At 73.8% G+C, this 13,062-nt stretch carries 5 protein-coding genes; all 5 read right to left on the minus strand.

Translation table 11 applies throughout. The features are described from left to right. Window position 1: 1 nt before the first annotated feature. A complete protein-coding gene (locus tag IW256_RS23920) occupies window positions 2-2,746 on the minus strand; it encodes a family 78 glycoside hydrolase catalytic domain (protein WP_197013108.1) in 2,745 nt (914 codons plus the stop codon). 117 nt (window positions 2,747-2,863) lie between these two features. Next, entirely contained in the window at window positions 2,864-5,977 is a 3,114-nt protein-coding gene (locus IW256_RS23925) for a glycoside hydrolase family 78 protein (protein ID WP_197013109.1), read from the minus strand. Between the two features lie 140 nt (window positions 5,978-6,117). Beyond that, entirely contained in the window at window positions 6,118-7,557 is a 1,440-nt protein-coding gene (locus IW256_RS23930) for an L-fucose/L-arabinose isomerase family protein (RefSeq protein ID WP_197013110.1), read from the minus strand. Window positions 7,558-7,686: 129 nt separating this feature from the next. Then, window positions 7,687-9,738: a bifunctional aldolase/short-chain dehydrogenase gene (locus IW256_RS23935; protein ID WP_197013111.1), complete on the minus strand. Its 2,052-nt coding sequence runs from the start codon at window positions 9,736-9,738 to the stop codon at window positions 7,687-7,689. 11 nt (window positions 9,739-9,749) lie between these two features. Next, window positions 9,750-13,043, minus strand: coding sequence for a family 78 glycoside hydrolase catalytic domain (locus IW256_RS23940; RefSeq protein ID WP_197013112.1), 3,294 nt, complete (start codon window positions 13,041-13,043; stop codon window positions 9,750-9,752). Window positions 13,044-13,062: the final 19 nt, after the last annotated feature.

Below are 13,062 nucleotides of genomic sequence, written 5' to 3' on the forward strand. Positions count from 1 at the left end.
GCTAGCGCCGGTGGAAGGAGACGCGGCCGGAGCCGGTCTCGTAGACGGCGTGGCCGTCGCGCATCCCGAGGAAGCGCGCCTGGCCGGTGACCCGGACCTCGTCGGACGAACGGGCCGGGACGTGCACTTCGGCCCGTACGTTGACGGGCACCTCGGCGGTGAGGGAGAAGCCGCCGCCGCCCCGGCGCCAGTCGACCCTCAGGTCGCCGCGCTGGAGCGGGAGGGTCCCCGAGGCCCGGTCCAGGCCCGTGGCCGGCGGGCGCACCCGGACCGCGGCGCCCGCCGGGGCGGTCACGGTCGCGCCGAGCAGCGTCCGGTTGACGTCCACGAGCGCGGTGGCGCCCCAGGGGTGCGAGTGGCTCTGCCCGGTCTCGGGGGCGTCCCAGGACTCCCAGGTGAAGGTGCCGCCGCGGGCGAGGATGTTGCCCCAGCCCGGGCCCTCGGCGTCGGTGAGGCGGGTCACGAAGTCGTCCGGCCGTTCGGCGAGCGCGGCCATCAGGCGGTGCGCGGTGAACGGGCCCATCCGCATGCCGAGCCCGGCGGTGTAGGCGCGGACGCGGTCCCGGTCGGCGGCCGGGGCGACGCCGTAGGCCAGCGCGTAGGCGTTGGCGATCTGGGAGGCGTGCGTGCTCTGCGCGCCGTCGCCCTTGAGCCCGTCGATGTAGATCCCGTCGGCGGGGCGGCGCAGCCGGGCGTTGATCGCGCCGGTCAGGGTCCGCGCCTCGGCGCGCAGCGTGGCGGCCTCGTCCGCCTTGCCCAGGGCCTCGGCCGCGCGGGCGGACGCCTCGAACACGTCCACGCCCAGGATGTTGATCACGGTGCGGGCGGCGGTGTCCATGTCGTGCCCGTAGCGCATGGTCGCGGGCCAGTCGATGATCCCGTAGCGGTACGCGCCGGACCCGCCGGTCAGGTCGGTCACCAGGCCGGTGCCGGCGTCGACGTGCCGGCGCACGTAGCCCGCCACGGCGTTCATCACCGGGTACGCCTCGGCCAGCGTCGCGGTGTCCCCGGACTGCTGGTAGTAGTCCATGACCCAGCCCGGGAACATCTGGGTGTAGTCGGGGATGTCCCGCTTGCCGTCGCCGTTGGGGTAGACGGCGTTGAGGCGCCCGTCCGGCCAGTACCGGGACTGCGAGGCGATGAACTCCCGGATCGCCTGGCGGGTCAGCCGGCGCTCGCCGTAGGCGGCCATGGTCGCCAGCGAGATGTCGGCCGCGTCGCCGAGGAACTGGCCCTTCTCCCTGGTCGGGGTGTCCAGGAACTGGCTCTGCGAGCCGTACAGCGCCGACCGCCTCATGAGGTCGTAGACGGCGTCCACCCCGGCGTCGGACGTCTTCAGCCGCGCGGTGCGCGCCAGGTCGACGTCGGTGTGCTGGACGACCGCGGAGATGTCCTCCGGCTCCACCCCGGCGCCGGGCGCGATCTCGAAGTAGCGGAAGCCCTCGTAGGTGAAGGCGCGGAAGGTCTGGTCGCCGTCGCGCTGGGTGTACCCGTAGCTGAGGTCGGTGTTCTGGTTGTCGCTCTTGGAACGGGAGACCGACCCGTCCTCCTTGACGACGTACCCGGCGTCCATGTCCACGTGCCGTCCGGCCTGCCCGTCGCGGAACCGCACGACCGGGACGGCCGGGATGACCTTGCCGAAGTCGGCGACCAGCGCGCCGGACTCCAGCCGGGTGACCTTCTCCGGGCGGACGGTGCGGTAGGACAGCCCGGTCTCCTGGCCGCGCAGCCTCGTGAAGACGGGCGTCGGGTGCTGCCCGGCGACCTGCGCGGGCTGCCAGCCGGAGGCGTCGAAGCCGGGCCGGTCCCAGCCGCGCTGCTCGGCCGTGCCGTCGATGTCCTCGACCCAGTCGCCGCCGTCGCCGTTGCGCCGCGGCGCCTGCTTCCAGTGCGCCCGCGACACCTGCCAGGTGGCGTCGCTGACGACGACCTGGCGGCTGCCGTCGGCGTGGTCGACGACCAGCCGCACGAGCAGTCCCGGCTCGCCCTTGGGACGGCCCTGCCCGCCGCCGTACCAGTGGTAGAGGGCGCCGAGCGTGGCCGGCCGCCCGGCGCGGAGCCTGGAGGTCACGTCGACCGTGCGGTAGTAGCCGTCGTCGGCGTAGTTGAACGCGGGGCCCCGGTCGACGACCTCCCCGTTGAGGTGCAGGGCGTACTGGTGGCTCGCGGCGATGTGGACCCGGGCCCGCACGACCGGCGACGGGCCGACGGTGATGTCCTTGCGGGCGAGGGTGTAGTCGTCGGCCTCGGCGGTGGTCCGGCGGATCCAGCTCGCCTGCCAGTCCTGGTCGCGCAGGCCGATCTCGAACGAGGCGGGCCGCGACCACGCCGACGCCCGGCCCGTGCGGTCCCAGGTGCGGACCGTCCAGGTGTAGGCGGCGCCGGGCTCCAGCGCGGGACCCGCGTACGGCACGTACTCCTGCCGGCCGGAGGCCACCTTGCCGCTGTCCCAGACCGTCTCGCCCCCGCCGCCGCCCGTGGCGGGGTCGGTGCGCACGACGATGCGGTAGGCCGACTGGATCTCGCCGGGGTCGACGTCGCGGGGCCGCCATCCGAACAGGGGCGTCCCCTCCACGTTCAGGGGGCGGGCGCGGTCGCCGACGGACAGCTGGACGGGGGCCTGCGGGGCGTGCCCGGCGGCGGTCACCGCCGCGCCGGACGTGCCGGGCGCCGCCACGACGGGGACCAGCAGGGCCGCGGCCGTGAGGGAGGCGAGCAGGGCGCGGCGAGGTCGGGGGGAGGTCATGAAGCTCCTCGTCATGCGGGGGGCAGGGGGTGACGCGGGGGGGTGACGTGTGGTGGGGATGGCGCGGGGTGGGCCGCCCGGTGCCGGCGGGACGTCCCGCCGGCACCGGGCGGAGGGTCAGCCGGCGCCGGGGGCGGAGAAGCGGTGGGAGCCGGAGCCGACGGAGAAGACGGCGGCGCCGTCCTGCATGCGCAGGAACGTGGCGCCCTTCTGGGAGACCTCCGCGGCCGACCGGGCCGGGACCCAGACCTCCGCGGTGGTGTTCACGGGCACGGACACCGACAGGTCGAAGCGTCCGTCCCGGACGGACCAGCCGGTGCGGATCGGGCCGTAGACCGAGTCGTACCGGCCCTCGGCCCGGCGCACGTCGCCGCCCGGACGGGGCCGGATCACGATGCGCCGGTAGCCGGGCTCACCGGCGGCGATGCCGGTGATGTTCTCGTACATCCACTCGCCCACGGCCCCGTAGGCGTAGTGGTTGAAGGAGTTCATGCCCTCGTCCTGGAAGCTCCCGTCCGGCTTGATGGAGTCCCAGCGCTCCCACATCGTGGTCGCGCCCTTGTCGATCTGGTAGCCCCAGGACGGGAAGGTCCGCTGCCGCAGCAGCCGGTAGGCCACGTCGGTGTGCCCGGTCGCGGTGAGCACGGGCAGCAGCTGCGGGGTGCCGAGGAACCCGGTGGACAGGTGCCAGTCCCGCGCCTTGATCAGCTCGACCAGCCGGTCGGCGGCGGGCTTGCGGGCGCTCTCGGGCAGCAGCCCCATGCCCAGCGCCAGGACGTAGGCGGTCTGGGTGTCGCCCTTCACGCGGGCGCCGCCCTCGGTGACGTAGGCGCCGTTGAACGCGGCGCGCACCCGTGCGGCCAGGGCGTCGTAGCCCTGGGCGTCGTCCTCCTTGCCCAGCACGCGGGCGACCTTGGCGACGAGGGTGCTCGCGTAGGCGAAGTAGGCGGTGCCGATGACGTCCTTGGGCGTCTCGTCGTCGACGTTGAGCCAGTCGCCGTAGCCGGAGGCGGGGCGCAGCAGCCCGTCGCTGTTGTTCTCCAGGTAGGAGATCCACTTCCGCATCGCGGGGTAGTTGGTCTCGAGCACCCGCCGGTCGCCGTACGCCTGGTAGAGGTTCCAGGGGACGGTGACGCCCGCGTCGCCCCAGCCCGCGGCGCCGCCGCCGATGAACCCGACCTTCGGCGCGACGTCCGGGAAGGCCCCGTCACCGGACTGGGCGTCCCGCATGTCCTGCATCCACTTGGTCAGGAAGCGCGCGGAGTCCATGTTGTAGGTGGCGGTGCGGGAGAACACGTTGATGTCGCCCGACCAGCCCATCCGCTCGTCCCGGGCCGGGGTGTCGGTGGGGACGGTGAGGAAGTTGCCGCGCTGCCCCCAGGTGATGTTGCTGTGCAGCTGGTCGAGCATCGGCACGTCGGTCTTGAACGACATGGTCAGCGGCTCGGAGGTGTGCATGACCCGTCCGGTGACGGCGTCCGGGCCGGGGGTGCCCGGGTAGCCGGTCACCTCGACGTAGCGGAAGCCGTGGAAGGTGTAGCGGGGCGTGTAGGTCTCGGTGGTCCCGCCGCCCTTGAGGGTGTAGGTGTCGGTGGCCTTGGCGGTGCGCAGGTTGCCGGTGTAGAGGCCGCCGTCCTTGTTGAGGACCTCGCCGTGCCTGAGGGTGACGGTCCTGCCGGCCTCGCCGGAGACGCGCAGCCGTACCGTGCCCACCATGTTCTGGCCCAGGTCGAAGATGTGCACGCCCGCCTTGGGGCTGGTGATCTTGACCGGCCTGATCTCCCGTTCGACCCGGGTCGGGGCGTCGGGCTGGGCGACGGGCAGGGCCTTGGCCTGGTCGTTGAGCAGGACCGGCTTCCAGGCGGCGGCGTCGAAGCCCGGCCGGCTCCAGCCCGGCGTCTCCTCGCGCGCGTCGTAGGACTCGCCCATCAGCAGGTCGGAGGACTGGACGGGCCCGGTGGCGCTGCGCCAGCTCGGGTCGGTGACGATCTTCTGCGAGGTGCCGTCGGTGTAGTCGATCTGCAGCTGGGCGCGCAGCCACGGGCGCGGTCCGTACTGGGCGGGCCCGAAGATGGCGATGTGCCCGGCGTACCAGCCGGGCGCGAGGGTGGCGCCGATGGCGTTGCCGCCGGCGCGCAGCAGCTTGGTGACGTCGTAGGTCTGGTACTGGACGCGGGTGTTGTAGTCGGTCCAGCCCGGCGCCAGCTCGTGGTCGCCGACCCGGCGGCCGTTGATCTCGGCGGTGTAGACGCCCAGCGCGGTGGAGTAGAGCCGGGCCCGGGCGACCTTCTTGCCGACCTGGAAGTCCTTGCGGAGCTGGGAGGTCAGCCCGTCGGCACCGGTGGAGACGGTCCGGAACGAGAACCGGCGGTCACCCGCGGCGGGCTTGCCGTCCTTGTACGCCTGCCCGTGCTCGTAGCCGCCGCCGGTGTGCCCCCACCAGCCGATCTTGCCGGACGGCTCGGACTGCTCGACGTAGTACGCGCCGGGCGGCGCGGGCTCGTCCAGGGCCAGGGTCACCTCGGCGTTGTCGGCGTGGTCCTCCACCCGGCGCCGCGCCAGGAGCTCGCCGCCCGGGCCGCCCGCGTACAGGGCGACGGTCACGTCGGCGTCGGAGGTGTGCCAGGTCGGCATCGGGATCGACACCTCGGTGACCGGCTTGTCGGAGGTGAACGTCTGCCCCTGCGTGCCGGTCGTGAGCTGCGCGGGGTCGTTCTGCCCGGTGAAGGAGGTGGGCAGCGGGAGCGGCGAGTCGTGGCCGATCCACCGGCCGCCGAGGGTGGAGCCGTCCAGCAGCCCGGTCTCCCACCAGGTCGGCCTGCTCCACTCCGACGGGCGGCCCGCCGCGTCCCACACGCGGACGGTCCAGTGGTAGCGGGTGCGGGGCTTGAGCGCGGGACCGCCGTAGGAGACCAGCACGGACTGGCCGGAGCCGACCTTCCCGCTGTCCCAGACGTCCCCGGACGCGAGCCGTTCCGGGCTGGTGGCGACGTGGATCTCGTACGCCGACTGCGCCTGGTTCCGGAGGTCCGGTCCGGCCGCGCCGAGCCGCCAGCTCAGCCGGGGCCGCGGGTCGTCGATCCCGAGCGGCCGTTCGCCGTACTCGGTGGTGGCCGTCAGGACGCGGACGCCGCCGGCGGGGGCCGCCGCGGCGGGGGCGACGCCTCCGGCGGTGACGGCCAGGAGCAGGGACGCGGGGAGGATGAGCAGTCTGGACGGTGTTCGCCTCACGGGCAACCTCCGGTTTCGGGCACGCCGACCAGGGCCCCCGGCCGCGTCGCGCGGCCGGGGCCCGGTCACCGGCACCTAGGGTGGGATCCCCCGATCACTCACTCAGGTCGAGAACGGACACGTTGTTCGTCGGGCTCGGGTCAGGGGCTCACCTCGACCAGTTCGACGTCCATCAGGTCGGCCAGCGCCCTCAGGTCGGCGACCATGTGGCCGGTGCCGAGGGCCCAGTGGTGGGAGATGCCGGTGGCGCTCCAGGCGTCCACCCACTCGCCGGGGTCGCAGCCGAAGTCCACCCGCGAGGTGGTGTTGCCGATCTGCAGCAGCGGGCCGTCGACGGTCTCCCCCTCGGAGGCGACGAACGCGAACCGCCCGTCGCGGCGCTGGATGACGCCGAACGCGGTGACCGGCCCGTGCCTGACGTCGAACTCGACCGACACGCCGTACCCGCGCTTGCCGTGGTAGACGCCCAGCCCGCGCAGCAGCGGGCGGCGCGCGCTGATCGCCAGGTGGGCGGGACCGTCGTGGCCCATCTCCACGTGGCCGCGCTGGAAGTCCAGCGCCTGCAGCTCGGTGAACGAGCCGCCCGCGCCCAGCCGGTCGGCGATCAGCATGGCCAGCGAGGTGCGCAGCTCGTACTCCCCCGCCGCCGGGACGCCGCGCGCGGTGAGCAGCGAGGCGCCGAGGATCATCCCGGCGCCCAGCCGCTCGTGGATCTCCCCGTCCAGCCCGCGGTGGTAGTAGGCGAGGCTGTCCAGCCCGAAGTCCTCCACGAGGTGGTCCAGCCCGGCCGAGACGCGCGCCGCCCAGGCCAGGTCCTCCTCGTTGACCGAGTCGGCCAGCTCGAAGGTGGCGGTGGCCTCCTCCACCTTGGCCCTGGCCTCGGCGTCGGTGACCTTCTCCACCCGGACCCGCAGGTCGTCGAACTCCAGCACCTCCACGTGCCCGCCGAAGTTGGCGCTGACGAGCGTCAGGTCGGTGGAGACGTCGAGCATTCCCGGGTAGAGGTGGCCCATCAGGCCGTGCCGGCCCCGGCGCAGCGCGGCCCGTACCCCGGCGGCCCGCACCCAGCGGCCGATCTTGGCCCAGGCGCGCTCGTCCTCCAGGTAACCCGACACCGAACGGAACGGGATGCCGCAGCGCGTGAAGGCGTTGGCCATCTCCGGCAGCGGGCAGGCGCCGCAGTAGGCCAGCCACTGGCCGGTGTCGAAGGTGGCGTGGTCCATCGACTCGGTCGGCTGCAGGTTGATCAGCAGCACCGGGGCGCCGGACCGCTGCGCGATCGGCACCAGCATGGTGGCGGTCATGTACGTGGTGAGGAAGCCCACGATGATGTCGCAGCCGGCCTCGCGCAGCTTCTCGGCGGCGGCGGCCCCCTCCTCGGCGTCGGAGATGAAGCCGACGTCGACCACCTCGGCGCCCAGGCCGCGCATCCGTTCCGACACCCGCTCGGCCGACCGCCGCAGCTGCGGCAGCAGGTCGGGGAACTGCGGCCAGTAGGCGCCCAGCCCACCGGCGACCAGCCCCACCCGTACCGGGGGCGGCGTCCCGGCGATCTGGGCCGGTGAGGTGTTGGTGGTCATGTCTCGCTCTCCAGTCTGTGCTCTCTGCGGTCGGCGTCCGTGGGGGGTGTCGGGACGGGTTGGAGCGGTGGGGGCGGCGCGGCTCCTGCGTGACCGGCGCCGCCCCCACCGGGTCTGGGCGGCCTCCGGTCAGCGCAGGAACGCCGCGGCCACGCCCGCGTCCACCGGGACGTGCAGCCCGGTGGTGTGGGTCAGGTCCCCGCCGGTGAGGGCGAAGACGGCGGCGGCGACGTGCTCGGGCAGCACCTCGCGCTTGAGCAGGGTCCGCTGGGCGTAGAACTCGCCGAGCCTCTCCTCCTCCACGCCGTAGACGGCGGCGCGCTTGGCGCCCCAGCCGCCGGCGAAGATGCCCGAGCCCCGGACGACCCCGTCGGGGTTGATGCCGTTGACCCGGATGCCGTGCCCGCCCAGCTCGGCGGCCAGCAGCCGGACCTGGTGGGCCTGGTCGGCCTTGGTCGCGCCGTAGGCGACGTTGTTGGGCCCGGCGAACACGGCGTTCTTGGAGGAGATGTAGATGATGTCGCCGCCCATCTTCTGGTCGACCATGACGCGGGCGGTCTCCCGGGACACCAGGAACGAGCCGCGCGCCATCACGTCGTGCTGGAGGTCCCAGTCGGCGGCGGAGGTCTCCAGCAGCGGCTTGGAGATCGACAGCCCGGCGTTGTTGACCACCAGGTCGACCCCGCCGAAGGCCAGGACGGCGGCCCGCACGGAGGCGGCGATCTGCTCCTCGTCGGTCACGTCCACCGCGACCGCGACCGCGACGTCCGACTGTCGCAGCGCGCCCGCGCCGATCTCGGCGGCGACCTTCTCGGCGGCGGCCAGGTCGCGGTCGGCGACGACGACGCAGGCGCCCTCGGCGGCCAGCCGGCGGGCGGTGGCCGCGCCGATGCCCGAGCCGCCGCCGGTGACCAGCGCGACCCGCGTGGCCAGCGGCTTGGGCTTGGGCATCCGGCGGAGCTTGGCCTCCTCCAGCTCCCAGTACTCGATGCGGAACTTCTCCGCCTCGGGGATGGGCGCGTAGCTGGACAGCGCCTCGGCACCGCGCATCACGTTGATCGCGTTGACGTAGAACTCGCCGGCGACCCGCGCGGTCTGCTTGTTCGCGCCGAAGCTGAACATGCCCACGCCGGGGACCAGCACGATCGCCGGGTCCGCGCCCCGCATCGCCGGGGAGTCCTCGGTGGCGTGCCGGGCGTAGTAGGCGGCGTAGTCGTCCCGGTACCGGGCGTGCAGCTCGCGCAGCCGGTCGGCCACCTGCTCCAGCGGCGCGTCCGGCGGCAGGTCCAGGACCAGCGGGGCGACCTTGGTGCGCAGGAAGTGGTCCGGGCAGGAGGTGCCCAGCGCCGCCAGCCTCGGGTGCTCGGCGCGGGAGACGAAGTCCAGCACCTCGGGGCTGTCGGTGTAGTGCCCCACCTGCGGGCGGTCGGTGGAGGCCAGCCCCCGCACCAGCGGGAACAGCGCCGCCGCGCGGGCGTGCCGCTCGGCCTCCGGCAGCGTCTCGTGCACCACCGGGCCGAACGGGTCGGCCTTGCCGTGCTCGGCGATGAACGCCTCGGCGGTACGGATGATCTCCAGCGCGCCGGCCTGGCACTCGGCGCTGGTCGCGCCCCAGGCGGTGATGCCGTGGCCGCCGAGGATCACCCCGATGGCCTGGGGGTTGTCCTTCTTGATGGCGGCGATGTCCAGGCCCAGCTGGAACCCGGGACGCCGCCACGGCACCCACGCCACCCGGTCGCCGAAGATCCGGCGGGTCAGCTCCTCGCCGTCGGCGGCGGTCGCGATCGCGATCCCCGAGTCGGGGTGCAGGTGGTCGACGTGCGCGGCGTCCACCAGGCCGTGCATGGCGGTGTCGATGGACGGCGCGGCGCCGCCCTTGCCGTGCAGGCAGTAGTCGAACGCGGCGACCATCTCGTCCTCGCGCTCGACGCCGGGGTAGACGTCCACCAGGGCGCGCATCCGGTCCAGCCGCAGCACGGCCAGTCCCGCCTCGGTGAGGGTGCCCAGGTCGCCGCCCGAGCCCTTGACCCACATCAGCTCGATGTCCCGGGCCGTCACGGGGTCGGTGACGGTGCCCTTGGCCGAGGCGTTGCCGCCCGCGTAGTTGGTGTTGCGCGGGTCGGAGCCCAGGGTGTGGGCCCGCTCCAGCAGTTGCTCCACCTCGGGTGGAGTGGCGGTCATGGGATATCTCCTCACTTGCGTGCGTGGAATCTGTAGGAGCCGGAGACGGCCTCCAGCCGGACGACGCCTCCGTTGGGGCCCTGCCCGGTGCCCAGGACGCGCACGCCCTGCGCGGAGGTCACGTCCCGCCCGCCCTCGGTGACCCGCTCCGCCGACGCGGCGGGCAGCTCGATCCGCGCGGTGGCGCCGACCGGGACGTCCACCTCCAGGGCGAATCCGGAGCCGGACCGCTTCCAGCGGACCGAGACCGGGCCGTGCGGGGTACGGGTGGTGGCGTTCACCGACGTCAGGTCGCCCAGCGGCTGGGGCGCGACGGTGATCTGGTCGTAGCCGGGCGCGGCCGGCCGGATCCCGGCCAGGTCCTCGTAGAACCACTCGCCGATGGCGCCGCCGAGGAAGACGTGGTCACGGGACCGGGCGTCCAGGTCCCAGCGCTCCCACAGCGTGGTGGCGCCGTTGTCGACCCAGTAGCCCCAGCTCGGGTACGTGCGCTGGTTCGCGACCCGGTAGGCCAGCTCGCCGTGGCCCCGCCTGGTCAGCTGGGTCAGCAGGTACTTGGTGCCCAGCGCCCCGGTGTTGAGGTGGTCGCCGCGTTCCCGGACGTCGCGGACGAGCCGGTCGGTGACGGCCTTCTCCGAACCGTCCGGGACGAGGCCGAGGGCGAGCGCGATCAGCGCCGAGGTCTGCCGGTAGCCGGGGTCGGTCCGGGTGACGTAGGCGTCGCCGCGCAGGAACTCCCGGTTGAAGGCGTCCTTCATCGTCGCGGCGGCGGCCCGGTAGCGGGCGGCGTCGTCGGCGCGGCCGAGGACCTGGGCGATGTCGGCCATGATCAGCGAGTTGGAGTAGGTGTAGGCGGTGCCGTGCAGCCGCATGTCCTCGGGGGTGTTGCCGCCGTACCCGGGGGCCAGGTAGTCGTTCAGCTGGCTGGGGTAGATGCCGTCGCTGGAACGGGTGAGCCAGCCGTCCAGGTAGCGGCGCATGGCCGGGTAGTTGGCGGCCAGCACGTCACGGTCGCCGTACCGCTCGTACATCAGCCAGGGGACGACGGTGAACGAGGCGTGCCACGGCGGCGAGGGCCAGCCGGGGCCCAGGCCCCACCCGTTGTCGGGGACGATCGCCGGGACGAGCCCGTCGGAGCCGAGGCTGTCGCCGTGGTCGGTCATCCACTTGGTGAACAGCCGGCGCAGGTCGAACTCGGCCATCTCCATCGGCGCCATGAGCTGGGCGTCGCCGGTCCAGCCGTTCTTCTCGTACATCGGGGTGTCGGTCGGGATGCCGTGCCAGTTGTTGAGCACGGTCTGCCGGGTGATCGTGTTGATCGTGTCGAACAGCTCGTTGGAGCTGCGGAACGTCCCGGCCGGACGCAGGTCGCTGCGCACCTCGCGGCCGTCCAGGTCGTCGGCGGTGGGGGCCTCGCCCGGCCAGCCGGTGACCTCGACGTACTGGAAGCCCTTGTAGGTGTAACGGGCCTCCCAGCTCTCGGGTTCGCCGCGGCCGGCCAGCACGTACTCGTCGATCTGGAACCGCCCGGTGACGTGGCCGCTGTCGGCCCGGACCGTGCCGTCGTCGTTGAGCCGCTCGCCGTACTTGAGCCCGACCGTCGTGCCCGCGGGACCCTGCGGGCGGACGCGGGCCCAGCCGGCGATGTTGCGCGGCAGCTTGAAGACGTAGGTGCCCTGCTTGGGGTTGGTGACCGAGACCGGGCGCAGGGTGTCGGTGACCCTGATCGGCTCGTGCTCCTCGGGGACGATCGTGGCCGCGGGCGCTGGGCGCGTGGCGGCGTTCTTCCAGGAGGAGGCGTCGAAGCCGGGGCGGTCCCAGCCGGGCTTCTCCTCGCGGGCGTCGTAGGTCTCGCCGCCGTAAAGGGAGTCGAACCGCACCGGGCCCTCGGCGTAGCGCCACCGCCCGTCGGTGGCGACGGTCTGGGAGGTGCCGTCGGCGTAGGTGACCACGAGCTGGGCCAGCAGCCGCGGCTCGGCGGTCCAGGGGGTGTCGTGCCAGTTCCAGACGTTCTGCTGGGTCATGCCGTAGAAGCCGCGGCCGAGGCGGGCGCCGAGCACGTTGCCGCCGCCGCGCAGCATCGAGGTGACGTCGCGGGTGACGTACTGGACGCGCTTGTCGTAGCGGACGAACCCCGGCTGGAGGACCTCGTCGCCGACCCGGCGCCCGTTCAGGCTCAGCTCGACGTACCCGGCGCCCGCCGCGTACAGGCGGGCCTTGGCGATCCGCTTGCCGGGGACGGTGAAGTCCCGGCGCAGCAGCGGCTCGGGAAGGGTGGGCTTCTCGGCGGTCACCCTGCCCCAGGGGCCGCTGCCCCAGGCGGCCAGGACCTTGGCCTGGGCCCACGAGGCGTCGTCGTGGTCCGGGGCCTGCCAGGAACCGGACGGCTCCTGGTCGGTGGAACGCCACGATCCGGCGGTGTCGAAGTGCTCCGGGGCCTGGCCGGGCAGCTCCAGGCGGCCGAGGAGCCCCGCGGGGCTCTCCCTGCCGTTGGTGGCCTTGACGGCGATGACGTTACGGCCCTGGCGGAGCTTGGCGGTCACGTCGACCACGATGGGACGCCGCCAGTTCTCCGCCGCCGGGTCGGGGTCGCGGCCCCCGGCCTCGGCACCGTTGACCCAGGCGGTGAAGCCGTCGTCGGCGGTCATCACCAGGCGCGCCCCGTCCGGAACCGACGCCAGGTCGAACGTCCCCCGGAAGTAGCGGGACCCCGCGGGCGCGCTGGTGGCCGGGTCACCCTCCGGGTACCAGATCCAGCTGGTGCCGTTCAGGTCCGGCGCGGTGGGGGCGTCACCGGGGGCGCCGATCCAGGACCCGCGCCACCCGTCCTTGGCCAGTGCGGTCTCGAACCAGGTGGCCTTGCTCCAGCCGGTCCAGCGCCCGCGCGCGTCGGCGACCTTGACCCGCCAGGTGTAGCGGGTGGCGGGGTCCAGCGCCGGGCCGCCGTAGCGGACGTCGTAGGGGCGGGCGCCGGTCACCGCGCCGGAGTCCCAGACGGTACGGCCGCCCTCGGCGGTGGCGACGGACACGCGGTAGGCGGTCTGCCGCTGGCCGCGTTCGGCGGCCTTCAGCAGCCAGCCGAAGCGGGGCCTGGGGTCGGCGACGGCGATCGGGGTGGGGGCGTGCTCGGTCTCCAGGCCGGTCACGCGCAGCGCGGACTCCTCGCGCGCCTGCGCGGGCGCGGCGGCGGCGAGCACGAGCCCGGCGGCGACCAGGGCCGCGGTGCCGCGGCGCCTGAGGGTGGGCCGGAGGGACAGGAGGGAGGTCGCTCGGTGGGGCCGTGGCGGTGCCGGGGTGGGGCGCATTCCAGGTGGCTCCTTGGTC

Origin of the sequence: Actinomadura viridis, from assembly GCF_015751755.1 — a bacterium.
GTDB classification, from domain to species: Bacteria; Actinomycetota; Actinomycetes; order Streptosporangiales; family Streptosporangiaceae; genus Spirillospora; species Spirillospora viridis.